Raw genomic sequence first — 23,313 nt, 5'->3', positions numbered from 1 at the left:
AACCGGTCGGGGCCGACCCCGCACCCACGCTCCCGGGGCCGCGACACCCCTCGGGGACCGGCCTGCCCCGGGCAGCGGCCCGCGCCGCCCGACCGTGCTCCGGTCGGGCGGCGCGGGGCGGCTGACGCGTCGGGGCGACGCGGGAGGGCGGCGGTTACCTGACTGCGGGGACCCGCAGGACACCCACCTCACCGACGTTGCCGGCCACGTCGACCGCGCGGTAACGGACCCCGTGCGCCAGGTCGTCCAGCGGCACCGGCCCGGTCCAGGTGGTCCACTCCCCACCGTCGAGGCGGTACTCCACCCGGGCCACCCCGGAGTCGCCGTCGCGACCGGTGACGACCAGCGTGCGGCCCGCCAGCGTCGCCTCGGCGGTCGGTGCCACCCGGTCCACCTGCACCGACACCGACCACGGCTCGCTCCAGAACAGGTTGACCCCCTGCGCCCGGTACTGCACCGTGTGCCGGCCCGCCGGCAGGGCCACCGGCTCCCGGTACGGGAACCAGCCTCCCCCGTCGATCTGGTACTCCACCAACCGGATCAGCTCGCCGTGGGCCAGGGTGAGGGCGGCGTTCGCGCCGTACCAGCCGTCGGCGCCCGGGTCGGTGATCCGCAGCCGGGGCTGCCCGCCCCGATAGCGCAGCGGCTCGACGCCGCTGAGCGTGGGCACCACCGGCCTGATGGTGCCGTCGTCGGCGAAGTACAACCGGTCGATGGTGGTCTCCCGGTGGGTGCCGTCACCGCCCGGGATGGCGAACCGGTGGTACGCCACGTACCAGTCGTCGGTACCGGGCACCTGGATGATCGAGTGGTGCCCGGTGCCCAGGATGCCCTGGCTCGGGTCCTTGGTGAGGATCTCCCCCTTGCTGGTGAACGGCCCGAGCGGGCTGCTGCCGATGCCGTAACCGACCCGGTAGTTCTCGCTGCCGGTGTCGTCGATCGACCAGGACAGGTAGTAGACGCCGTTGCGCTTGTGCATGAACAGGCCCTCGCGGAAGCCGGTGAGCCCGGTCAGCCGGACCCGCCTGCCGACGTCGTACGAGACCATGTCGTCGTTCAGCGGCACCACGTACGGGGTGCCGTTGCCCCAGTACAGGTAGCTCTTCCCGTCGTCGTCGGTGAACACCGCCGGGTCGATCTGCTGGGCGTTGCCGTAGTCGGCCTTGCTCACCAGGGGCCGGCCCCGCGGGTCCACGAACGGCCCGAGGGGCGAGTCGGCCACCGCGACGCCGATGTTCTGCTGCGCCGAGAAGTACAGGTAGTACTTCCCGTTCTTCTCGATCGCGGCCGGCGCCCAGGCGTTGGTGTCCGCCCAGCTGATGTCCGGCCCGAGGTCGAGGATGGTGTCGTGGCCGGTCCAGTCGACCAGGTTGCGGCTGGACCACACGGTGAACGTCGAGCTGCCCCAGCCGGGGAAGCCGTCGGTGGTGGCGTAGATGTAGTAGGTGTCGCCGAACCGGACGATGTTCGGGTCGGCGTTGAAGCCGGGCAGCACCGGGGTGTTCATCGGCACCGCCCGCACCGTCCACACCCGGCTGGCCCCGGCTGCGCTGGTGACGGTGACCGCCACCGGCCGGGTGTAGTTGCGCGGCCCGGCGGGCTTGACGGTGGAGGTCGGCGCGACCAGGTAGCGCGGGGCGAGGCTGGTCAGGTCGGTGCCCGGCCGGACCGGCAGGGTGATGGTGCCGGTGGCGGCGTCCACGATGGCCGGCACCTTCAGGCTGTCGAGTTCGACGGAGACCACGCTGGTGCCGTTGCTGCCGAGCGCGGCGACCTCGGCGTCGGTGAGCGCCCGGTTGTAGAGGGAGAAGTCGCGGATCCGGCCCTTGAGGTAGCGGTCGCTGGCGTACTGGGAGCGGCCCAGGTAGTTCGCGGTGGTCCGACCGCCGCCGATGTCACCGGGGGCGACGGTCAGCCCGGTCTTCTCGGCCACCCGCACCCCGTCCAGGTAGATCCGCGCGGTGCCGGCCCGGTTCAGGGTGTACGTCAGCGTCTTCCACGCTCCCCGGGGGACCGCCCGACCACCGGTGACGGTCTGTTCGCCGGTCCAGTTGCCCAGGCTGATCGAGGTGCGGTAGTCGTTGCCGGTGGTGAACAGGTAGCCGTTGCCGACGCCTGCGGAGTCGGTGTTGCCGAGCCCCCAGACGAAGTACGGGGTGGCCTGGTCGGCGGCGATGTTCACGTCCATCGACACGGTGATCTCGTCCAACCCGGCCATGATGTTGTCGGGCAGGTCGACGTGGCCGTTGGTGCCGCCGAGGGTGAGGCTGCCTGCGTCCCACCGGGCGTCACCGGCCAGCGTGGCGTGGTGGCCGTTGCCGGAGTCGTCGGTGACCGTGCCGCCGCCTGCCTGGTCGAGCCGGTAGTGGGCCACCACCCCGTCGGCGTTGGCGCTGACCGGCGGCGGCGCGTCGTTGAGCGCGTCGAGTTCGGCACGGGTCACCGGGATGACGGTGCCGTGGCGGGGGCTGGCCGGCAGCCGGTAGGAGGCCGGCACCTTCCAGTTCGGCTTCGCCAGGTCGTCGGTGCCCAGCGGGATGTAGCCCCGGCCGCCGTACTCGTCGACGAAGAGGTAGTAGCGCGAGCCGGAGGTGTCGCCGGGGTTGGCCTTGAAGACGGTGGGTCCCTCCACGGCGGAGGTGCCGGCGTCACGGCCGATGCACGAGTCGAGCATCGTCCACGACGGTCGGCCGGGCAGGTCGACGGCGGTCAGCGAGGTCGACCTCTCCTGGATGATGTCGGAGCAGCCGGTGCCGCCGCCGCCCTCGTCCTTGGTGAACCGGTAGTAGGTGTCGCCCTCGCGGATCATCGTGGAGTCGATCCGCGACTCGCCCCGGTCCTGCCAGATCGTCGCCGGGCTGAACGTGACGAAGTCGCGGGTGGTGGCGGCCAGCATCCGGTTGTACGTGTTGCCCGTGTGGTTCGGGTCGTTCTCGGCGAACAGCTTCGAGGCCCAGAAGACCAGGTACTCGCCGCGCTCGGCGTCCCAGTACGCCTCGGGCGCCCAGGTGTTGCCGGCGGTCGGCGGGGAGACCTCGACGTGCCGCTGCGCCGACCAGTTGACCAGGTCGGTGGACTCCCACACCTCCAGGTAACGGCTGCCCCGGCGCTGGGCGGCGTCCCAGTCGCCGTTGCGGCCGATCGACAGGTCGGTGGCGATCAGGAAGAACCGGTCCCCCTCCGGGCTGCGGATCAGGAACGGGTCGCGCAGGCCCCGGGTGCCGTACGTCGACTCCAGTTTCGGCTGGCCGCCGTTGACCTCGGTCCACTGCAGGGCGTTGTTGCCCCGGCTGGCGGCGAAGTAGATCTTCTCCCCGGCGATCGAGTTGCCGGTGAAGTAGCTGAACGCGTAGCCGGCGTACGGCGCGGGGGCCGGCAGCTCCCGAACGGTCAGCGGGATGGTCCGTTCGGCGGTGGCGCTGCCGACGGTGACGGTGGCGGTCACCGGGACCGTGACGTCGCCCGCGCCGTGCGCCGGGCGACGGACCACGCCGTCGGGGGTGACCACCTCGGGCCGGGCCGAGCGCCAGGCGACCGTCGCGCCGTGCCGGCCGGTGCCGGGCATGGTCAGGTTGCCACGGACGTCGTCGGCGTGCACCAGGGACAGCGCGGCGGCGGCCGACTCGGCCCGGGTCTGGTCGGACTCCTCGGGTCGCACGATCGCGGCGACCTCGGCGGGGGTGAGCGCCCGGTCGTAGATCCGGAAGTTCGCCACCCGTCCCTTGAGGAACCGGTCGGTGGCGTAGGTGGACCGGCCTAGGTGGTTGCTGGTGGTGACGCCGTTGCCGACGGCGCTGGGCGGCACGGTGACGGCGGTGTTGCGGGCCACCTGCACACCGTCGGCGTAGAGGGTGCCGGTGGTGCCGGTCTGGGTGTAGGTGACCGACTTCCAGACCCCCCGGGTCAGGTTGCCGCCGGCGCCGGTGACCTGCTCGCCGGCCCAGTTGGTGGTGGTGATGCCGGCGCGGAACGCGTCGCCGCTGGCGAACAGGTAGCCGGTGCCGGCGGCAGAGGTGGCCGGGTTGCCCAGACCCCAGAGGAAGTACGGGGTCTGCTGGGTCGGGTCGACGAGGACGTCGACCGCGACGGTGAGCGACGACCGGCCGGCCAGGATGTCGTTCGGCAGCTTGACGTGGTCGTCGACGCCGTCGAGCAGCAGCCCGTCCGGGCCGGTCCAGGTGCCGCCGCCGACCAGGGTGCCGTCGTTGCCGTGGCCGGAGGTGTCGGTGATGGTGGTGCCGGTGCGCTGGTCGAGGTCGTAGCGCAGCAGCAGCCCGTCGGTGACGTCGGCGGCAGCCGCGTCGGCCGGGGTCGCCACGGCGGGGGTCAGCGCGGCGACCAGGGTGAGCAGCGTGGCGGCGGCGAGGGTACGGGTGCGGCGGGGGGTGGCGGCGTGGTGGTCCCGGGGAACTGCTGAGCGCATGGGGGATTCCTCGGTGTCATGTGAGCGTTAACAGGCTGGAATTGTCAACGCAACAATCAGACTCCGTCAAGGAGGTGGACCCCGCCGATGCGCTGCGCTCACGCCCGCTCACCGCAGGGCGACCCGGGGGGCCCTTGACGCCGTCGAGCGACCCGAAACCACCCCGCCGACCTACTTGATCTTGCGAGTGGACCGGACCACGATGTCCGCGTACTCCGGGTGCCGACCCAGCCAGTCACCGAGGAACGGGCAGATCGGCACCGCCGTCCGGCCCCGGGAGCGGGCGTCGTCCATGACCGCGCGGGCCAGCGTCGACCCGACGCCCCGACCCTCAAAGGCTGAATCGACCTCGGTGTGCGTGTAGGCGATGATGGTGCCGGTCAACTGGTAGGTGACCACCCCGGCCAGCGTTCCGGTCTCGTCGCGCGCCTCGAACCGCTCTCGGTCCGGCGCGTCTGTCACGGTGAACTCCACCGGACCATCCAAACACGCGACGGCGGGGTCAGGATCGCAGCGTGCGGCTCGGCGGCTGGCCGTAGGCGGCCCGGTAGTCGGTGGCGAAGCGCTTCGCGTCCGTGAACCCCCAGCGGGCGGCGATCGCGGCCACCGTGTCGCCCGCCGCCGGGTCCCCCCGGAGCAGGTCCTCGTGGGCGCGGCCCAGCCGAACCCGGCGGGCGTACCGGGCGGGGGTGGTGTCCTGGTAACGGCGGAACGCGTACTGCAACCCTCGGGCGGAGACGCCGGAGGCCTCGGCCAGCTCCGCCAGCGACACGTACCGGTCGCTGTGCGCCTCCACGTGGTCCATCGCCCGGCGTACCACCGAGGGCGCGATGTCACCCGGGCCGCGCGGCTGGGGTACGACGGCGGCGCTCGGGAAGACCGCCAGCGCCGCCGCCGCCAGCATGTGCCGGACCTGCTCGATGACCAGCGGGTTGGTGGCCAGGGCGAGGTCGGCCAGCACCACCTGCCGCACGTACGCCAGCGTCCCCAACCAGTGCCGCTCCAGCCCGACCGAGACCGGACGGGTTCCCACGAAACGCACCCGCCCACCGCCACCTCCGGACCAGGTGTGGGCGACCTCGTCGACCAGCGACGTCGGCAGCCCGACGGCGAACGACTCAACGGCGTCGAACTCCAGCTCCAGCATCTGCTCCGCCGGCAGGAGGGCCACCTGGCCGGGCGCGAGCCGGTGCACGTCCCGGCGGTCGCTGACCGACAACCGCCCGTCGCGCACGTGCATGATGTTGACCAGTCCGTGCGCGACACCCTCCACCCGGATGCGCGCCGAGTACCGCAGTCCGTGCAGCGTTACATCGCCGAGCATGGCTCTCATGCCCCGCAGTTGCGCCCCCTCGGCCCCGAACTCGGACACCGCGACGGTGACGTCGGCGAACGTGGCCCGCAGGAACGCGCGCACCTCGTCGGCGTCGGTCATGGTGTACCGCTGCCAGGGCAATGGCTGCACCCCGGCCTCGGGATCGGCTTCCACGGCTGGTCGCGCCGTCGATCGCCGGGAAAGGGGCGGCCGGTAGCCAGCCATCCGGTGCCCTCCCGTGGCCACGCCGCCTGGCAACGCACCGGGCAGCAGAAATCCAATAATGCCGCACTATAGGCGACATCACCGATCTGCTACCTGCCCTACCCCGGATCGGACACTCTAATCACGCTACATATTCGCGATTCGCGCACCAAGGTGGTGAAAGACGAAGGTAGAACAGATCCAAGCAGCGCGAAAGCAAATTTCTCGCTCGCGAGAAAAGGTTGCGGCACACGAAGAAGTCAGGTCGAAATCACCCCGGCACACACCAGCCATCGCCCCCCGCCCGCCGGATACCGCTCTGGCCAGCGCAGATGACCCCCTCGACAGAGCACCGTGGACAGTAACCACAGCCGGGAACCGCTCCGACGCAGGCCGCCGCCGGCAGTCACCAGACGGTCGACGCGCGTCGGCCGACTTGCGCGGGATCCCCGGATAGGCAGCCACGACGCGCACAAGGCGCAATTCGCGGAACGAGACCGCCGAGCAGCGTGACCACCACGGTCTCCAAGCGTTAATTCCGACAACGGCAACGCCGCAGGAGTCCGATACCGGAAACACTCCATAGCAGCTACTATCGCCCCAAACGCCTTTCATGACCCGCAATGGGGTTTCTGGGCGTCCATCTACCGAAGCAGGGAACTGACATGGATTCACTCCGCGACCTCGACGGCACTCCCACCGCACCCGACGCCTCGGGCTACCGGCCCCCGACCGTCACCCGGCTCGGCACCCTCGCCGAACTCACCCAGGGCGGCACCGTCGGGCCCGACGACGGGCTGGGCGGCAACGGCGACGCCTCGCTGCTCTGAACCAACGGTGAGGGCCGGACGCCGATGCTGCGTCTCGTGCGGGCCACCCGACGGTTCGGTCACCGCAGTGTCTTCACCGACCTCGACTTCGAGGCGGCGGCCGGCGAACGGGTGCTCCTGGCGGGGCCCAACGGATCCGGCAAGACCACCCTGCTGCGGTGCCTGTCCGGCACGCTGGCCCTGAGTGCCGGGCAGGCCACCGTGGCCGGCCATCCGGTCGGCTCGCCGGGTGCCCGGCGCGCGACCGGCGTGTGCCTGGCGCCGGAACAGGGCCTCTACGAGCAGCTCACGGCACACCAGAACATCACGCTCGTCGCCCGGCTCCGGCTCCCCCGGCGGGCCGTCCGCGCCGCCGTCGACGCAATCGAGGAGGAGTTGGGCATCGCCCGCTACGCCAGCATGCCGGCCGCCCGCTGCTCGGCCGGCATGCGCGCCCGGATCAGCATCGCCCGGTCGCTCGTCGCCGCACCCGCGCTCCTGCTGCTCGACGAGCCGGGGCGCTCCCTCGACGAGGAGGGCCGGCGGTTGCTCTGGCAGACCATCGACCGGCGGACGGAGCTGACCTGTGTGGTCGCCTCCCACCACGCCGACGACGGCAACCGTTGCCAGCAGCGGCTCACCCTGGCGGCGGTCGGATGACGCCACGGGCCGGCACGCGTCTGCACCCCCGGCCGGCTCCGCCCGCCCCCGGCCCGGCTCCCCGGCCCGGGTCGGCGGGCGGTCGGGCCGTGCTCGCCCTGGCCCGGCGGGACCTGGGCGAGCGACAGCTGATCCGGCTGCCACTGCTGCTGGACCTCGTGTTCGGGGTGGTGAACCTGCTGGTCTTCCTGTTCATCTCCCGGGTGTTGACGCCACCGGGGGCGCACCGCCTGCTGGGCGCGACGACCTACTTCGACTTCGTCGCGGTCGGCATCACCTTCATGCTCGTCCTCCAGGCCGCGAGCACCCAGCTGACCTCGCGGGTGGCCCGGGAGCAACGCAGCGGCACGCTGGAGCTGCTGGCCGCGCAGCCGGTGCCGGCGTCCGCCCTCGCGGTGGGCACGGCCGCGTACCCTTTCCTGCTGGCGTTGCTGCGCGCCGGGTTCTACCTGGTCCTGCTGCACGCGCTGTTCGGCCTGCACACCGCGCGGGCCGACTGGTGGGGCGTCGCCGCGGTCCTGGTGGCCGGCAGCGCGGCGATGATGGGTATCGGCATCGGGTTGACCGCGTTCGCCGTTGCCGTCGGGTACGGCGAGAGCGCCGCCCGCCTGATGATCGTCGGATTGTCCTTCCTGTCCGGGACGTACTTCCCGGTGGCCGCGCTTCCCGGTGGCCTACCCACCCTGACCGCCGTGCTGCCCAGCCGGATCGCGCTGGACGGCCTGCGCGCCGCGTTGTCCGGCGACGCCTGGGCCGGCTCCGCACTCACCCTGTTGGCCGCCACCGTGTTGCTGTTACCCCTGTCGACCTGGTTCTTCGGGCGCGCGCTACGGATCGCCACCGCCCGGGGAACCCTGACCCGTGATTGAGGTGCCCATGCTCCGTCCGACTCCGCTCGACATCGCGTCCGGCACCGTGCTGGGCGTGGGGCCGCCGACCCTGCGGGTCGTCCCCCCGGTCGCCCCGGACCCGCTCGCCGCGCTGGGCCAGGCGGTGCTGCCCGCGCTGCGCCGACCGCCGTGCGTGGTGAGCTTCTCCGGCGGGTTGGACTCGTCGCTGGTGCTCGCCGTGGCCGTCCGGATGGCCCGGTGGGAGGGCCTGCCCGACCCGGTCCCGATCACCTGGCGGTTCACCGGCGCACCCCGGGCCGACGAGTCGCCCTGGCAGGACCGGGTCGTCGCGGCGCTTGGCCTCGGGTCCGCATGGGAGATCCTGCGGGCCGACCACGACCTGGACCTGGTCGGCCCGGTCGCCAGCCGTTTCCTGCACCGTTACGGGGTACGGCATCCGGTGAACCTGCACCTGCACCTGCCGCTGCTGGAGCTGACCCGTGGCGGAAGCGTGCTCACCGGCCTCGGCGGGGACCAGGTGCTGTCGGGGTGGCGTCGTCCGCCACCCCGGTCGGCCCGGGCCCGCCTGAGCCGGGTCCAGGTCCTCGCCCGTGAGCTGTCGCGCCGGCACCGGCCGAGGCGGCTGTTCCCGTGGCTGCCGGCGGAGACGGCCCGGCAGGTCAACCGCGCGCTGCGGGCGGAGCAGCGGGCCGAACCGCGCCGGCTCGGCCCGCGCGTCGCGTGGCACCTCCGCCGCCGCGACCTGGTGATCACCCGGTCGGCGTTCACCGCCGTCGCCGAAGACCACGACGTCACCCCGGTCCACCCGCTGCTCGACCACGGGTTCCTGGACGCGCTCACCGCACTGGCCGGACGACGGCACCACACCTCCCGCGACGGTCTGCTCGCCGAGATCGTCGGCGACGCCCTGCCGCCCGAGGTCACCGCACCCCGCCGCAAGGCCCACTTCCGCGACGTCTTCCTGCGTACCCCGACCCGGGAGTTCGTCCGCTCCTGGGACGGCACCGGCGCGGACCCGGAGCTGGTCGACGTGGCCGCCCTGCGCGACACCTGGTCCCGCTGGCCGATCCCCGGCGGCACCGCCGCCCTGGTCCAGCAGCTCTGGCTGGCGACCACACCATCCCCGGCCCCTCGGTTCCCGACGCGGGCCACGCCGATCCGAGCGCTGCCACCGGCCGGAGGGCGACGCGCCGGAGCCGACGCGGAGGTGAGCGGATGAGCCGGCCGGAGACCGTACACCGGGTGGACCCGACCCGGGTGGCCTGGCGGCAGGCCGGCGACGAGGTGGTCGTGCTGGACACCGACCGCTCGGTCTACTTCGGACTGGACCGCTGCGGGGCGATGCTGTGGCAGCACCTGGTCGGCGGCGCGACACAGCAGGAACTGGTGACCGTGCTGGTCGCCGACATCGCCGTGGATCCGGACCGGGCGAGCGCCGATGTCGCGGCCTTCCTCGACGACCTGCGCCGACACGGCCTGCTACCGGGGCCGTGACCCGCTGTCGGCCCGCCAGCCCGACCGGCCCGGATGACCCGACGTCAGGGCCGACCGCCAGGCCCGGGTGGCCGGCGTCAGGGCCGTTCGCCCAGCCAGGCCGGCGGGGTGGGCCGGCGGAGGATCTCCACCATGGCCTCCCGCTCGGCGTCGGTGTCGCCGTCGAGCCAGGCGTGGGCGTGGAAACCGGTGCTCGGGGCGGTCACCCCGATCACGACCGTCCGGGCGACCAGCTGAGCGCCGTACCAGCGTTGCCGCACCAGGGAGCGTTCCAGGCAGTTGGCCCCGGTGCGGCGCAGCACGCCGAGCACCACCGCGCGGTGGGCGGCCGCGCCGGGCGGCGGGGCCGGCAGCCGCAGGTCGGTCATGCCCTGCCGGGCGAGCTGCCGACGCGCCTGATGCACCGCCCGGCCCGTCCAGAGGGCCGTCCGGGCCGCCGGCAGGCCACCCCGGCGCAGCGCCCGCGCCATGGCACGCAGGGTCGACCGGTGCCGGTCAGCCATGGCGGGAGCGCCGCGCCAGCCGGGTGGCGGTCCGCAGCTCCCGCACCGCCGTCGGCAGGCTGACGACGTGCCGGGCGAAACGCAGCAGGTAGGCGGCCGACAGGCCCACCGGACCGCGCCGGGCCAGCCGGCTGCCGTGCCGCATCGCGGTGGGTGGTGGCAGGAGGTACGGCACCAGGTGCCGCCACCGGTCCCGTCCGGTGGGCAGCTCGGCGAGCCGGGCCAGCACGTACGCGGGGCCGGAGACCCGACGCACGGCGGCCCACTGCGTCCGGCTCGTCTGCCGGGGCAGGCCGAGGCGGTCCGCCAGCTCCGCGCCGCCCGGAGCCAGGCGCAGCCCGAAGCCGAACGCCGGCACCGCGCCGGTCTGTCTGGCGAGCACGGTGGCCGCCCGCCACACCTCGACCGGGAAGACCACCAACGCACGCCGCAGATCGGCGTACGGCCGGTCGGAGCGACCGGGCATCGCGGCGTGCACGGCGACCAGCAGGGCGGTGGCGGCCACGTCGGGTACGGCGACCGTGCCGCCGGCCAACGGCAGCCGCTGCGCCGACGCCGACAGCAGGGTCCAGAACGCCTGCGGGTCGGCCACCCCGTGAAAGCCCCGGTGCAGGTCGACGACGAGCGGTGCCGGGCCGGGCGCGTACCAGGGGCGCTCATACCAGAGCAGCCGGGGATCGGGGCGGCCCGGCGGCAACGCGCTGCGGAAGCCCGACCCGGCGAGAAGCGCTTCGGCGCGGTCGAAGTCGTCCGGCGCGACCAGCAGGTCGACGTCGGAATAGACCCGGCGTCCCTCGGTGCCGAGACGGCGGGCCAGCCCGGCCCCCTTGAGTAGGATGGCCGGTATCCCCCGGTCGGCCAGCCGGGCGCAGGTCGCCACGGCGGTCGCGTCGAGAGCGAGGTGCCGGACGGCCGCGCCGGTGGCCTGCGATGCGGTCATCGGGACGCCGCCACGGCCCGCGCGGCGGTCAGGGTCCGCTCGACCAGCCGCAGGGTCGGCCCGAACGCGGCCCAGTCACGCGGCCGGGTGAGGTCCCACGCCGGCAGGGCGGCGAGGCCCAGCAGGGCGGCCGGGTCGGTGGGCAACCGGTGCCAGGACCGGCAGCCGGCGAGCCGGGCCAGCAGCTCGGCCGGGGGCACCGGGGTCGTCGTCGGCGTCCGGCCCCAGCCGAGGAAGAGCCAGCCACCCAGCGGGGTCCGGTCGGCGATCGGCGGCAGGGCCACCCGCAGCCGCTCACCGGCCCGGACCGCCCGGGTGGACAGCGCCGGCCCCGGCACGGGTTCCCGCAGGTCGATGCAGCGCGGGCCGGCGTAGACCTCGGTCCGGTCGACCACCAGGATGTCGTCGGCGACCACCGGGACGTCCCGGGCGGCCAGGGCGGCGAGCAGGCTGCTCTTGCCGGCGGTACGCGGCCCGACCACCGCCCAGGCCCGCCCGGCGTGGACGAACGCGCCACTGTGGAACGTCTCCCGGCCGGCCCACCGGTTGAAGACCGTCGCCACCGGGGCGAGGTAGGGGTGGGCGAGCACGTCGGGGGCGAGCGGCGGGCCGTGGAAGGTGGCGGTGCCCCGCCGCCGGTCCACCGCGAGGGTCCGCCCGTCGACGAGGACCCGTACCCCGCCGTCGAGGTCGATGGGGACCGGGGGTGGCGGCACGACGGTGGTCTGCCGGACGCGTACCGCCGGACGATCCGGGTGGGCCTCGGCCGGGGGAAGCTCCTCGACCTCGTCCAACCCGTGCACGCACAGCCCGTAGACGGACCGCCCGGTCGCCCCCATCGCTCCCCCGTTCATGTCCTGGTCAACGACCGTCGTCGGCGCAGCGGTGCGGGTGGCGGTCATGGTGACCCGCCACCCGCACCCCTGCTGCGACAGTGCCTCAGCGCACGGTGCCGGTGATCAGGCTCAGCTTCTTCGACTCGGCCAACCGGCGGGCATCGAGCGCCCGCTGCCTGGCCGAGGTGGCCGCCTTGGCCTTCTTCGCCGCCTTGCCGGCGCCCGCGATGGTCGGGGTGTCACCGGTGCCGAGCGCGTCGATGTCGTACGCGATCCAGAACGTGCCCGGCGTGTCGACGGCGAAGGTGAGGGCGATGTGCACCTGCCCACCCGGCCGCAGCCCGCCCAGGTCGAACGGGACGGTCAGGGTGCTGGCCAGCCCGCCGCCGGGCGGGCTGGTGGCCGGCGCATCCATCGACAGGTTCCGCACCAGCAGGGTCTGACCGGTGCTGATGGTGATCGAGCTGGTCGGGTTGACCGGGTTGACCAGCCGCATGTTGGAGTGGATGGCCGGGGACGACCCCCCGGGCAGCGGTGCCCCGTTCTCCTGGCTCAGGGCGGTGATCCGGACCCGGGCCTGGGTGATCGGCGCGCTGGACCGGTTGGTGATGGTCCGCCGGATGATCAGCGTTCCCGGGCTGCCGTTGACCCGGACCCGGTTGGGCGCGACGCCCTGGGCGACGCCCGGGTCGAGCAGCGTCGACTGCATGGCGGTGTTCTGCTGGTAGGTGCCCAGGCTGTTCTGCGGCGACGGGGTGCCCAACGCCGACGGCACCCCGTTGATCGGGCCGAGCACGGTCGCCACCAGCCGGAAGTCCGCCGCGTTGTCGTTGGTGTCCTGTGGCTTGCCGCCGAGGCTCAGCCGGACCCACGCGTGGTTCACGAACGGTGGGCTGCCGAAGGTCGGCAGCGGGGTGCCCTCGACGAAGCCCGGCGTGGAGCCGGCCGCATCGGTGACGGTGTGTGCCGTGTCCGGCGCCACCAGCCGCAGGCCGCCCTGGCCAAGGCCCGACACGACCAGGTCGGGCTGAATGTTGGGCAGCGAGTAGGTGGGGCCCACCACCAGGAAGCCGCGGCGCGGTGGGAGCGGTCGGGCGCTGCCCGGAACGACCACGACCACCCCGCCGGGGGCCTCGATCCGGAACCCGGCGATCGGCAGGTCGAGCGCGGTGGTGTTGGTGACCGTGACGTACTGGTCGGCGAGGCCGGTCAGACCCGACTGGGCGAACTGGTTGATCTCCAGTTGCTCCCGCAGGGCGGAGACCTCGACCGTGACCGAGTTCGACACCACCTCGGCGTTCGGATCGACCCCGTCGTACTGCACCCGGAACTGGTTGAGGCCGAAGGCCGGCATCTGCAGGTCGAACGAGGCGCGGTTGAGCGCCACCGGGAACGTCCCGAGCCGGGTCTCGATCCCGTTGGGCAGTGCGTCGATCAACGTCACCGCCCCGTCGGCCTGACCGGGCCCGATGACCACCTCGAAGTGCACCGGGGTGCCGAAGGTGGTGGCGTTGGTGGAGGCGGTCAGGGTGACCACGCTCTGGGGCTGCACCACCAGCCGGATCGGCTTGGTGGCGCTGAAGCCGTTGGCGTCGGTGACCCGGATGGTCGCCGGGTAGGTCCCGGCGAAGGTCGGCCGGCCGGAGATCAGGCCGGTGGCCGGGTCGAGGGTCAACCCGGGGGGCATCGACCCGTCGGCCAGTCCCCAGACGAACGGCGCGGTGCCGCCGACGACGGTGAGCAGGTCGGCGTAGATCGCATCGACCTCGGCCAGCGGCGGCGGCGGGAAGACCAGGGTGGGTGCCTGGTTGACGGTCAGCACGATCAGCCGGGTGCCGGAGCGGGCCGCCGCGTCGACCACCCGGATCACCACCGGGTACTGACCGGCGGTGGTCGGCACCCCGGAGATGCCGTTGGTGACCGGGTTGAGGATCAACCCGGGGGGCAGCGCACCGGAGGCCACCGACCAGGTGAACGGGGGCACGCCGTGGGTGACGTTCAGGGTGGCGACGTAGGCGATCCCGACGGTGGCGTCCGTGGGGGCGTCGAACAGCAGCGTCGGCGACACGTTCGCGGTCACCACCGCCGACTGCGCGGACTCCGGGCCGGTGCCGGCGGCGGTCCGGGCCGCCACGGTGAAGGTGTACGTGGTGGTCGGGAGCAGGCCGGTCACCGTGTTGGTGGTGGCCGGACCGAACGACTGCGCGGCCTGGCGCACCCCGCCGACGTACGGGTGGACCTCGTAGCCGGTGATCGGCGAGCCGCCGTCCGGGCCGGGGGTCCAGCTCAGCACCGCCGAGGCGGTGTCCGCGGTGACCGCGATGATGGTCGGGGCGCCCGGCAGGGCGAGCAGCTTGGCCGCCTTCGAGCGTGGGCTGGCCGGGCTGGTCCCGGCGACGTTCTTCGCGGCCACGGTGAAGGTGTAGCTGCCCCTCGCCGTCAGCCCGGAGACCTTCCGGCTGGTCGTCGAGGCGTCGAAGGAGACCGAGCGGGTCTTCTTTCCGTCCCGGTAGGCGGTCACCGCGTACCCGGTGATGGCGGTGTCCGGCGAGGCCGGTGCCTTCCAGGTGACCGTGGCCGTGGTGCGGAAGCGGGTGGCGGTGGGTGCGGCCGGGGCCGCCGGGGGTTTCGGCCGGGCCGCCACGGTGGTGGCCGGCGCGGCAGGAAGCGGGCGGTGGAGTGTGGACGCCGGGGGCGGGACGGACCGGCCGGGGTCACGCGCCGAGGCGGAGGTGGGTGCGGTGAGCAGGCCGACGAGCAGCAGCAGGGCGGCGACGAAGGCCGCCCGTGGGTGGAGACGGTGCACCAGGGACATGAAGTGTTCTCCCTCTTCGGGGGGGCGGTGGGCCACCCACGGAGGAAGGGACGAGACAGCGGTTCGGCTCTGGACCGCGTGCCCGATGCCCCCGTACCGCGACGGTGACCGGCGGAAATCGACCCGCTCCCCGCCGTCGGCGGGTAGTGGAATCTCGCTCCGTTCCTACCAGTTTTCGCAGCTCAGAGGTGTTCTGCCAGGGCACGGTTCGGGCCCTGCACAGTGGTCGCGCGGGCAGCGTCGCCTACCTGACACTTCGCTGCTGCGCGTACCGGAACTGCGGTTTCCGCCGCCGGAACCGGTGCCCGACCCGGCCGGCCAGGGCGTCGAGGCGGTCCGCCCGATCCGCGACGAGATCCGGGCCCGGGTGGAGCAGCTCCTCGCCGACCTGCGACCGGCCGGCTGAGCCCGACCACTGTGGGTTAGAGTCCGGCCGCATGGAAGGCACCACGCTGCGCACCGCCCGCCTGGAACTCCGCCCGGTACGGGACGAGGACGTCGACCGGATCCTCGAATACCGCAACCTGCCCGAGGTCACCTACTGGCTGCTGCGTACCCAGGTGGAGCCGGCGGCGTTCCGGGCGGCGTGGCGGCGCGCGGCGGCGGACCCCGACGACCACAGCATGGCGGTGACCCTGGCCGGCCTGGTGATCGGCACGGTCTCGCTCGACGTGGTGGACGGGATGGGCCAGCCGGGCATGCCGGCACGCACGGAGGCGCAGCTCGGCTACATCTTCGACCCGGCCCACGGCGGCCACGGCTACGCCACCGAGGCGGTCGCGGCGATGGTGACGCACGCGTTCGCCGGGCTGGGCGTCCGCCGGATCACCGCCGGCTGCTTCGCCGACAACCTCGCCTCGGTACGGGTGCTGGAGAAGGTCGGGATGCGTCGGGAGCAGCACGGCGTCGGCGATTCCTGGCACGCCGAACGGGGCTGGGTGGACGGCTACACCTACGCGCTGTGCATCGACGCCTGGCCCGGGACGCCCCGCTAGAAAGGGATCACGGCGACTGCGGTGGCCTGGCCTTCTGCGGGTGGATCGTCTCGTGGCGGGCCAGCATGGCGACGAACTCGACGATCTTCCGCTCGCGGGTCTGCGCCCGCTTCACCGCGTTGAGGCGGTGGCTGAGCGCGAACCGGTTGGCGCTGGTGAGCACGTCGAACATGGCCTGGGCGGCCGGTACGGCGGCGATGGCGGCGAGCAGGTCGGCCGGCACCTCGACCTCCGACGGCGGGGCGTAGGCCGCCGCCCACCGCCCGTCGGCCTTCGCGGCCTCCACCGCGGCCCGCCCCGAGGGCTGCATCCGCCCCTGCTCCTCCAGCCGCGCCACATGGGCGACGTTGCGTTGCGACCAGATGCTGCGCGGCCGGCGGGGGGTGAACCTGATCCACGAGGTCTCCAGGTCCCGTTTCCGGGCCTGGCCGTCGATCCAGCCGAAGCACAGGCCCTCGTCGACCGCCTGCTGCCAGGTCAGCGTGGTGACCGTGCCGCCCTTGCGGGTCAGGGCGAGCCAGACGCCCGGCGAGGTGGCGTGGTGAGCCGACAACCAGGCACGCAGCGCGTCCGCGTCGGCGACGATCAACTCATCCAGTTCGGCGCTCACCATGACGGCAGGTTAGCCGCCACGGGTGACAGACCCGCCCGGGTCGGTCCCGGCCCGGGCATCCGTCGGCACCACCCCGGCGACCGGCGGACAGGTTTCCCGGCCGGCGTGCTCAGGACACCAGCAGGCGTAGGCCGAGCTCGGCGGTGTCGCGGCTGATGAGGTCGCGGTTGCGCTGCGTCCACCGGCCGGAGGCGAGGTCCGCCCGCAGCATCCGCACGGCCCTGCGCTCGGCCTGCGGCCCGACCCTGGTCCAGACCGACGTCGCCCGCCGCACCGGCTCGTCCAGGTAGGCTTCGGGCCGCCGCCAGTACGCCTCGAAGAGACCGTCGGCGCAGTCCCACGGGACACCCACCGGCTCGGCGCGGCCACCGGTCGCGCGGGCCAGGTCGGCCAGCGCGGGCCAGCCGACGAGCAGTCCCGCAAACTCCGGCAGGTAGTCGCGGGTCAGCCAGAACCGCTCCCGCCAGCCGGTGTCGTCGGCGTCGTAGGTGAACACCACCACCCGACGGGCCACCCGTCGCATCTCCCGCAGCCCGGCGACCGGGTCCGGCCAGTGATGGACGGTGCTGACCGCCATCGCGGCGTCGAAGGACCGGTCCGCGAAGGGCAGGTTCTCGGCGGCGGCGGCCACGCACCGCGCCGCACCCGGGGGGCGCTGCGCCCGCATCACCGCCGACGGTTCCACCGCCGTGACCTCGCGGTCGGGTGGCTCGTAGGAACCGGTGCCGGCCCCGACGTTGAGCACCGTGCGGGCGTCACCCAGCGCCGCCCAGATCCGGGCGGCGATCCGGGGCTCGGTACGCCGGGTCGCCGGGTAGGCCGCGCCGATGGTGTCGTACAATCGCGCGCCGAACACCCGCAGTTGCTCCTCCGGCGGCGTCGCAATCCCCATCGCCCGCGCCTCCAGTTCCCGGTCGATGGCCGTCACCATGGCGGCGGCCCGGTCGCGCTGGTCCGCCAGCAGACCGCGCAGCCGGCACAGGTGCGCGACCGGGTCGGTCGTCGGGTCGTCCACCAGTGCCGCGATCTCCCGCAGCCCGAAGCCGAGCCGCCGGTAGCCGAGCACCTCCCGCAGCCGTCGCACGTCGCCCGCCGAGTACGCCCGGTGCCCCGCCGGAGTGCGGGCGGACGGCGTCAGCAGGCCGATCCCGTCGTAGTGGTGCAGGGTGCGGACGGTGACCCCGGCCAGCTCCGCCACCCGTCCCACGGTCAGGTGTTCCTCCACGGCTCCGACTATCCGCCATGACGCCACGTGAGGAGCAAGCGTCGCGTGCACAAGGTGCGGGCCCGCCTCCTCCGGTGCCGGAGGAGGCGGGCCCGCACGGTCGTCGAGGTCGCGCCGTCGGCCGTCAGGCCACGGTGCAGGGGATGCCGTTGAGGGTGAACGCGGTCGGTTTGGCGGTGTTGCCGGTGTGGTTGGCCTGGAAGCCGATCTCGACGGTGGCGCCGGGGGCGATCGTGCCGTTGTAGCTGACGTTGCGGGCGCTCACCTGACCGCTGGTGGGCGAGATGGTGGCGCTCCAGGCCGACGTGATGGACTGGCCCGACGGCAGGGTGAACACCAACGTCCAGCCGTCGATCGTCGACGTGCCGGTGTTGGTGATGCTGATGCTGGCGGTGAAGCCGGAGTCCCAACTGTTCATCGTGTAGCCGACCCGGGGTCCGCTGCCGCCCGCCGTGGGGGTGGGGGTGGGGGTCGGGGTGGGCGTCGGGGTCGGGGTCGGCGTCGGGGTGCCCGTGGGCGTCACGGTCGGGGTGGGGGTCGGCGTGGTGCCGTTGACGCTGGTCACGAACGTCATCACGCTGCGCGCGGGCAGGTTGACGGTCAACGAGCCGTTGGACATGGTCAGCGCGCTCTGCGGGGCGACGTTGCGGCTGCCGTCGGTCAGCCAGTTCTGCACGCTGCCCGACGCGGTGGCGCCGGAGAGGGTGAACTGCTGGCTCACCGCCGAGGTGTTCTTGTTGACCGCGACGATGACCACGGTGTTGCCGCCCCGGTAGGCCGAGACGTAGACGTTCGACGCCGGGTTGGCCGTGGCGTCGACGCGGACGTATCCGGGCCGCACGAACCGGGCGAACTGGGCCATCATCGCGCCCCGCTTACTGATCTGGCCGTCCTCGCGCATGGGGCCGTAGCTGCGCCGCAGGTACCACCAGACGTACGTCTGGAACTCGGCGTCGACCATGGACCGGTGGATGTGCTCGCCGACGTCGAGCGCCTCCGGCCAGGCGTCACCCGAGTTCGCGTTGCTGTTCGGGTAGTAGACCTCGGTCATCCACAGTTCCTTGCCCGCCCCCTTCTGCTTGAACAGCGGGTACGGGAAGTTCGAGTACGAGGTGCCGTAGAGGTGGGCCCCGATGATGTCGACGTTGGCCAGTGCGGTGGCGTCGTTGAGGATCGGGTCCGACATCGACTTGACGTACTGGAACGACTCCGGCGCCATCACCCGGGTGCTGATCACCCCGGAGTTCTCCTTGAGGAACTTGATGATCTCGCCGGAGGTCCACCACGTCCAGTCGTGGGCGTAGTCGGGCTCGTTCTGCACGGAGATGGCGTAGAGGTTCACCCCGTTGTTGCGCATGTACACGGTGAAGTCGTTCAGGTACTGCGCATATGCGGCGTAGGAGCTGGCCCGCAGGCGCTTGGCGTTGGTCTGGCTGCCCCGGGTGAACGTCTCGATCATGCTGGCCGGGGGGTTCCACGGCGAGGCGAAGACGGTCACCCCGAGTTCGGCCGCGCGCTTGGCGGTGGCCAGGTCACGGCTCCAGTCCGCCTGGCTCTCGCCGACCGGGATGCGCAGCACGGAGAAGCCGAGCCGGCCCTCACCGGTGCCGAACGCCGTCTCCCGCTGGGCGGCGGTCAGGTCGCCGATCCAGCCGGCGTGGGCCATCGCGCCGTAGCCCTTGATCGTCTGCCGGGTCGCCGACAGGTTGATGCTCGCCGGGGCGGCGGAGGCCTCCGTGGCTCCCAGGGCCGCCGTGGCCGCCGCGACGGGCAGCGTGCCCAGCGTCGTCAGGACTACGCGACGGCTCAGTGTTTTCCGCTCGCTGGCCGCCGGCCCATTCTGATCCTGCGTCATTTCTTTCGTCCTCCTGGTGGTGGTGGTGGTGGTGATACGCGCCCTGCCGGTTCCATCGAGCCGGTCGGCACCGATCTGCTGCGCCGCCACGGGGATGACCTGGACGTCACCGTCGGCGTTTCGACAGCACATATCGACTGTGATAATTGTGAACGTTAACGGCCGGAGTTTAGTTTCCCCTTCCATAGGGGTCAAGCACGCCGGCCGCATCCGGGTCCGCACCGATCCCGCGCGTCCGATGGTCGTCGCACGCCGCCACGACGCGGGCGGCGACAGGGGGCGACCGGCGCGCACGGCCCGCCATCCGACGGTTGCTAACGTGACCGCCGTGACGGAGTTGGCGGACCTGGTCCTCACCCCCGACGAGCGGGCCCGGGGCATCGGGGTCGACAGCGTGCTGTTCGTGATGGACTGGACCGGCGAGGAGGAGCCCGGCGCCCTGGCGGCGTTCGTGGCCGGGCGGATCCGGGCCTTCGGGGCCCAGCCGGACGGCGTCGACACCGACGTCGTCCAGCGGGCCGCCGAGGCCGACCCGACGCTGGGCCGGGGCGACCTGCCGATCCGCCAACTCCACCACCTGTCCGGCGTGCTGGCACCGCTCGGCTTCACTCTCGCGGTGCACGACGACGGCACCGACAGCTACCCGGTGCTGGTCCTGCGGACCGGCGGGCAGCCGCCGACCGGGCTGACCCACCAGGGCCAGCCGGTACGGGACTGGGCCTCGCCACCCACCGAGACCCTGGTCAGCCTCGACTGCCCGGGCTGCGGGGAGATGCTGGTCTGGCAACTGCCCGCGACCGGGAGCCTCGCCGACGAGCACTGCGACTGCGGAACCGCGCTGTTCGACGCCACCGGCCGCCCACTGCCCGACGTCACGCTCCACGACTGAGTCGTTCCCGGCGGCGGACGACCACCGGGTAATGGGGTACGGCCACCCGGCGTGGTCCGAAATACCCGGCATAACGCATGGCACCCAGGGCCGGCCGGGACCGGTTCGATTGTGGCGGGATTCGCGACGACGGCGGGCAATTGATCTGACGTTCCCCCCTTTCCCCATAGTCGAACGGGAATGCCCTGCGGTAACTGTCGGGCCGGCGCGACTCGGTCCACCGCATGGTGGTGCGCGGGTCCGGCGTACCCCGACCGGCGCCGGCCCGACCGCTGCCGGCAGCCGTCCGGCTGCCGCCGCCCCCGCCGGTCGTCCGACGGGGGCAGGCGGCACCCCACCGGGGAGCGGGCCGGCCGGGCACCGGCTCCGCGAAACGTCCGACCACGCGCCGGTCCACCGGCCGGTTCCCGCACGGGCCCGACGTCAACGCCGGCCGTGCCGCCGCACGCTCAGGCCCCGGCGTCGACGCCGCCAGCCGGCGGACCGCCCGGCTGGGCACCATCCCGAGCACGGAGAGCACCACCAGCGCAGCGAGGATCAGCACGGTGTCGCGGGTACCGACCACCGCAGCGACCGGCCCGACCGCCACCTGCCCCAGCGCAATGGCCACGAACGGGCCCAACATGTCGTACGAGTAGACCCGTCGGCCGGGACGTGCTGGGCGATCGCGGGGCCCCGATGCGCTGGCCCGGCCGTCCACTGTCGCGCCCACGTACAGGGGCATTGACCTGCGTGGCTTCACGACGCCGAGATCAACATGTCACGTCCGCGACACGATCCGGCTCAACAGTGGGTCAACGTCGCCCACCCCTCAAGGAGCGTCATGGCCCCCACCCCACCGACCGACGCCGAGCTGGACGTCCTCATCCGCGCCCGGCTCGCGTCGCTCGGCATCGACCTCGACCAACTCCCACCCGGCACCACCGCCGACCCACAGACCGGCTCCCCCGGCCAGGCCACCGTGCTGGCCTCGCTGCGTTCGTTCGTCCGCAGCACGGTGGGCACGCTCGCCGCCTACCAGCCGCCCGCCCCGGCCGGCACCGACCCGGCCGTGGCCAAGGCGCTGTCCCAGCAGCCCGCGCCGATGCTCTACCCCTCGATCAGCACGGAATGGCGGAAGTGATGAGCACAGCCCCTGCCGACCACGGCGTCGACCGTCGCGCCTTCCTCGCCCGGACCGCCGCACTGGCCACCGCCTCGGCGGTCGGCGGCGTCGTCGGGCTGCCCGCCGTCGCCTCGGCGGCCGGCGTCACCCGCGCGGCGGTCGCCCCGCCCGGCCGCTACAACCCGGCGCTGGCCGTGCCGAACGCCTACGTCAAGCCGCGCCCGGAGGCGGTGGCCGACCCGACCGAGCTGACCATCGCCGAGGCCGCCTGGCTGATCCGGGCCGGCAAGCTCACCTCGGAGAAGCTGGTCGAGGCGTACCTGGCCCGGATCTCCCGCTACGAGCCGACCTACCAGGCGTTCAACCTGGTGCTCGCCGAGCAGGCGGTCAAGGCGGCCCGCGCGATGGCCCGCAAGCCGCACCGGGGCGCGCTGCACGGCATCCCGCTGGCCATCAAGGACAACTACTACACCGCCGGGGTGCCGACCACCGCCAGCTCCTACCTGTTCGCCGACTTCCGACCACCGTACGACGCCACGGCGGTGACCCGGCTGGTCACCGGCGGCGGGGCGATCGTGCTGGGCAAGACCCAGATGGGTCCGCTGGCCACCACCCGGGCCACCACCCCCGCCGGGGTGGTCACCACGGTCAACGCCTGGACCCCCACCAACCCGGCCACCGACCCCGGCGGATCGTCCACCGGCACCGCCACCGCCGTGGCGGGCCGGCTCGCCGCGTCCGGCACCGGCACCCAGACCGGCGGGTCGATCACCGCGCCGTCCAACGCGCAGAACCTCACCGGTCTCAAGCCGACGATGGGTCGGGTGTCGCTGCACGGGATCATCCCGCTCAGCTACACCCGCGACCATCCCGGCCCGCTGGCCCGCGACGCCAAGGACGCCGCCATCATGCTCACCGCGATGGCCGGTGAGGACCCGGCCGACCCGCGCAGCCAGGGCCTGCCCGAGGTGCCCAAGCTGATCGACGCGGCCACCCCGACCCACCAGGGCGGCAAGCTCAAGCTGCGGTGGAAGACCCGGATCGGGGTGCTACCCGGCTTCACCGCCGGCACCTCGGAGACCGCGCTGGCCCGGCAGGCGTACCTGGCGAAGCTCGCCGCGATCACCGGCGCGACGATCGTCGACGTGCCGCTGCCCGACGAGTGGGAGCTGCTCACCGGCACCGCGTTCAACAACGTACGGCTGCCGGAGCGCACCGAGCCGTTCCTGCCCTACCTGCGTACCGACCTGCGCGGCTTCGGGGTGTCGGTGACCGGCTGGTTGCAGGGGGCGCTGCTGGGTGGCGGCGAGTTCATCACCGGCCAGCGGGCCAAGCTGCTGCTGATGGAACGGGTGCTCGACCAACTCTTCGCCGGGTGCGACGTGGTGGTGCAGACCGGTCCGGTGCCGTTCGACATCCTCGGCCTGCCGGAGATCGGCTTCCCGATCGGGTTCACCGGCGCGGGCCTGCCGATCGGCACCATCCTCGGTGGCCTGCCGTACGGCGAGGACCGGCTGCTGTCGGTGGTCGCCGCCTACCAGGCGGTGACCGACTGGCACCTGCGCCGACCGGCCGACCCGCCGGCCGTCGCGGCGGCGGCGCGCAGCGCCGCCCCGGCCGGGCTGCGGCTCACCGCCGACGAGGTCGCCCACCTGTCCCAGTGACCGCCACGTCGTCCGCCCCGCCGGCGCAGGAGAACTTCTCCTACCACGGCGAGATCTTCCACTACGACAACGTCACCACCTACCCGAGGCCGTTCACCCCGGGCGGGCCGCCGATCC

The 23,313-nt window shown here is 73.1% G+C and carries 19 protein-coding genes; 9 read left to right on the top strand and 10 right to left on the bottom strand.

Features of this window, described 5'->3' with window-relative positions; all coding sequences use genetic code 11:
- Positions 1-154: 154 nt before the first annotated feature.
- From AB0K25_RS24105 to AB0K25_RS24095, 3 genes are all read right to left on the bottom strand, one after another.
- Positions 155-4,423, bottom strand: coding sequence for a family 43 glycosylhydrolase (locus AB0K25_RS24105; protein WP_363822827.1), 4,269 nt, complete (start codon positions 4,421-4,423; stop codon positions 155-157).
- A 171-nt stretch (positions 4,424-4,594) separates the two neighbouring features.
- Positions 4,595-4,885 carry a GNAT family N-acetyltransferase gene (locus tag AB0K25_RS24100; RefSeq protein WP_363822826.1) on the bottom strand — a complete coding sequence of 97 codons (291 nt, stop codon included), beginning with the start codon at positions 4,883-4,885 and terminating at the stop codon, positions 4,595-4,597.
- A 40-nt stretch (positions 4,886-4,925) separates the two neighbouring features.
- Positions 4,926-5,912, bottom strand: coding sequence for a helix-turn-helix domain-containing protein (locus tag AB0K25_RS24095; RefSeq protein ID WP_363822823.1), 987 nt, complete (start codon positions 5,910-5,912; stop codon positions 4,926-4,928).
- Positions 5,913-6,607: 695 nt separating this feature from the next.
- Between AB0K25_RS24095 and AB0K25_RS24090 the strand changes: the two genes are divergently transcribed.
- From AB0K25_RS24090 to AB0K25_RS24070, 5 genes are all read left to right on the top strand, one after another.
- Positions 6,608-6,772 carry a lasso RiPP family leader peptide-containing protein gene (locus tag AB0K25_RS24090; protein WP_219462838.1) on the top strand — a complete coding sequence of 55 codons (165 nt, stop codon included), beginning with the start codon at positions 6,608-6,610 and terminating at the stop codon, positions 6,770-6,772.
- Between the two features lie 24 nt (positions 6,773-6,796).
- A complete protein-coding gene (locus AB0K25_RS24085; protein ID WP_219462840.1) occupies positions 6,797-7,411 on the top strand; it encodes an ATP-binding cassette domain-containing protein in 615 nt (204 codons plus the stop codon).
- An 89-nt stretch (positions 7,412-7,500) separates the two neighbouring features.
- Complete coding sequence (locus AB0K25_RS24080) at positions 7,501-8,280, top strand: ABC transporter permease (protein WP_363822819.1); 780 nt, start codon at positions 7,501-7,503, stop codon at positions 8,278-8,280.
- A gap of 7 nt (positions 8,281-8,287) precedes the next feature.
- Positions 8,288-9,481 carry an asparagine synthase-related protein gene (locus tag AB0K25_RS24075; RefSeq protein WP_363822816.1) on the top strand — a complete coding sequence of 398 codons (1,194 nt, stop codon included), beginning with the start codon at positions 8,288-8,290 and terminating at the stop codon, positions 9,479-9,481.
- Positions 9,478-9,756: a PqqD family protein gene (locus AB0K25_RS24070; protein ID WP_219462847.1), complete on the top strand. Its 279-nt coding sequence runs from the start codon at positions 9,478-9,480 to the stop codon at positions 9,754-9,756. Before AB0K25_RS24075 ends, AB0K25_RS24070 begins: the two co-directional genes overlap by 4 nt.
- A gap of 77 nt (positions 9,757-9,833) precedes the next feature.
- Here the strand turns inward: AB0K25_RS24070 and AB0K25_RS24065 are convergent, their stop codons facing one another.
- Genes AB0K25_RS24065 through AB0K25_RS24050 form a run of 4 tightly spaced genes read right to left on the bottom strand, consistent with a single transcriptional unit; the run spans position 9,834 to position 14,850 of the window.
- Positions 9,834-10,259 carry a lasso peptide biosynthesis protein gene (locus AB0K25_RS24065; RefSeq protein WP_219462849.1) on the bottom strand — a complete coding sequence of 142 codons (426 nt, stop codon included), beginning with the start codon at positions 10,257-10,259 and terminating at the stop codon, positions 9,834-9,836.
- Positions 10,252-11,199, bottom strand: coding sequence for a nucleotidyltransferase family protein (locus AB0K25_RS24060; RefSeq protein WP_219462850.1), 948 nt, complete (start codon positions 11,197-11,199; stop codon positions 10,252-10,254). The genes AB0K25_RS24065 and AB0K25_RS24060 overlap by 8 nt, the downstream gene beginning before the upstream one ends.
- On the bottom strand, positions 11,196-12,101 hold the full coding sequence (locus tag AB0K25_RS24055) for a hypothetical protein (protein ID WP_329009274.1): 906 nt from the start codon (positions 12,099-12,101) through the stop codon (positions 11,196-11,198). The genes AB0K25_RS24060 and AB0K25_RS24055 overlap by 4 nt, the downstream gene beginning before the upstream one ends.
- Positions 12,102-12,138: 37 nt before the next feature.
- Positions 12,139-14,850, bottom strand: coding sequence for a fibronectin type III domain-containing protein (locus tag AB0K25_RS24050; RefSeq protein WP_363822811.1), 2,712 nt, complete (start codon positions 14,848-14,850; stop codon positions 12,139-12,141).
- 437 nt (positions 14,851-15,287) lie between these two features.
- Between AB0K25_RS24050 and AB0K25_RS24045 the strand changes: the two genes are divergently transcribed.
- Complete coding sequence (locus tag AB0K25_RS24045) at positions 15,288-15,845, top strand: GNAT family protein (RefSeq protein ID WP_219462856.1); 558 nt, start codon at positions 15,288-15,290, stop codon at positions 15,843-15,845.
- A gap of 7 nt (positions 15,846-15,852) precedes the next feature.
- On the opposite strand, the gene AB0K25_RS24040 is transcribed toward AB0K25_RS24045, so the two are convergent.
- From AB0K25_RS24040 to AB0K25_RS24030, 3 genes are all read right to left on the bottom strand, one after another.
- Complete coding sequence (locus AB0K25_RS24040) at positions 15,853-16,458, bottom strand: YdeI/OmpD-associated family protein (RefSeq protein WP_219462859.1); 606 nt, start codon at positions 16,456-16,458, stop codon at positions 15,853-15,855.
- A gap of 109 nt (positions 16,459-16,567) precedes the next feature.
- Positions 16,568-17,683 (bottom strand): MerR family transcriptional regulator, encoded by a 1,116-nt coding sequence (locus tag AB0K25_RS24035; RefSeq protein WP_363822807.1) that lies wholly within the window; start codon positions 17,681-17,683, stop codon positions 16,568-16,570.
- A 124-nt stretch (positions 17,684-17,807) separates the two neighbouring features.
- Entirely contained in the window at positions 17,808-19,538 is a 1,731-nt protein-coding gene (locus tag AB0K25_RS24030; protein WP_357534291.1) for a cellulose binding domain-containing protein, read from the bottom strand.
- Positions 19,539-19,857: 319 nt separating this feature from the next.
- Between AB0K25_RS24030 and AB0K25_RS24025 the strand changes: the two genes are divergently transcribed.
- From AB0K25_RS24025 to AB0K25_RS24015, 3 genes are all read left to right on the top strand, one after another.
- Positions 19,858-20,427: a hypothetical protein gene (locus AB0K25_RS24025; RefSeq protein ID WP_308290797.1), complete on the top strand. Its 570-nt coding sequence runs from the start codon at positions 19,858-19,860 to the stop codon at positions 20,425-20,427.
- Positions 20,428-21,250: 823 nt separating this feature from the next.
- A complete protein-coding gene (locus tag AB0K25_RS24020) occupies positions 21,251-21,550 on the top strand; it encodes a hypothetical protein (protein WP_219462865.1) in 300 nt (99 codons plus the stop codon).
- Positions 21,550-23,196 carry an amidase gene (locus AB0K25_RS24015; RefSeq protein ID WP_357534289.1) on the top strand — a complete coding sequence of 549 codons (1,647 nt, stop codon included), beginning with the start codon at positions 21,550-21,552 and terminating at the stop codon, positions 23,194-23,196. Before AB0K25_RS24020 ends, AB0K25_RS24015 begins: the two co-directional genes overlap by 1 nt.
- Positions 23,197-23,313 lie beyond the last annotated feature (117 nt).

The organism is Micromonospora sp. NPDC049257 (assembly GCF_040678915.1).
Classification (GTDB): Bacteria; Actinomycetota; Actinomycetes; order Mycobacteriales; family Micromonosporaceae; genus Micromonospora; species Micromonospora antibiotica.
The sequence above is the reverse complement of the archived record's forward strand: the minus strand, read 5'-3'. Positions and strand labels throughout refer to the sequence as shown.

What these genes read in the sequence shown, in the direction of transcription:
- AB0K25_RS24050 (WP_363822811.1), bottom strand. Translation starts at nt 14,850, where the DNA reads ATGTCCCTGGTGCACCGTCTCCACCCACGGGCGGCCTTCGTCGCCGCC.
- AB0K25_RS24105 (WP_363822827.1), bottom strand. Translation starts at nt 4,423, where the DNA reads ATGCGCTCAGCAGTTCCCCGGGACCACCACGCCGCCACCCCCCGCCGC.
- AB0K25_RS24045 (WP_219462856.1), top strand. Translation starts at nt 15,288, where the DNA reads ATGGAAGGCACCACGCTGCGCACCGCCCGCCTGGAACTCCGCCCGGTA.
- AB0K25_RS24020 (WP_219462865.1), top strand. Translation starts at nt 21,251, where the DNA reads ATGGCCCCCACCCCACCGACCGACGCCGAGCTGGACGTCCTCATCCGC.
- AB0K25_RS24015 (WP_357534289.1), top strand. Translation starts at nt 21,550, where the DNA reads ATGAGCACAGCCCCTGCCGACCACGGCGTCGACCGTCGCGCCTTCCTC.
- AB0K25_RS24055 (WP_329009274.1), bottom strand. Translation starts at nt 12,101, where the DNA reads ATGACCGCCACCCGCACCGCTGCGCCGACGACGGTCGTTGACCAGGAC.
- AB0K25_RS24070 (WP_219462847.1), top strand. Translation starts at nt 9,478, where the DNA reads ATGAGCCGGCCGGAGACCGTACACCGGGTGGACCCGACCCGGGTGGCC.
- AB0K25_RS24060 (WP_219462850.1), bottom strand. Translation starts at nt 11,199, where the DNA reads ATGACCGCATCGCAGGCCACCGGCGCGGCCGTCCGGCACCTCGCTCTC.
- AB0K25_RS24030 (WP_357534291.1), bottom strand. Translation starts at nt 19,538, where the DNA reads ATGACGCAGGATCAGAATGGGCCGGCGGCCAGCGAGCGGAAAACACTG.
- AB0K25_RS24075 (WP_363822816.1), top strand. Translation starts at nt 8,288, where the DNA reads ATGCTCCGTCCGACTCCGCTCGACATCGCGTCCGGCACCGTGCTGGGC.
- AB0K25_RS24065 (WP_219462849.1), bottom strand. Translation starts at nt 10,259, where the DNA reads ATGGCTGACCGGCACCGGTCGACCCTGCGTGCCATGGCGCGGGCGCTG.
- AB0K25_RS24085 (WP_219462840.1), top strand. Translation starts at nt 6,797, where the DNA reads ATGCTGCGTCTCGTGCGGGCCACCCGACGGTTCGGTCACCGCAGTGTC.
- AB0K25_RS24040 (WP_219462859.1), bottom strand. Translation starts at nt 16,458, where the DNA reads ATGGTGAGCGCCGAACTGGATGAGTTGATCGTCGCCGACGCGGACGCG.
- AB0K25_RS24090 (WP_219462838.1), top strand. Translation starts at nt 6,608, where the DNA reads ATGGATTCACTCCGCGACCTCGACGGCACTCCCACCGCACCCGACGCC.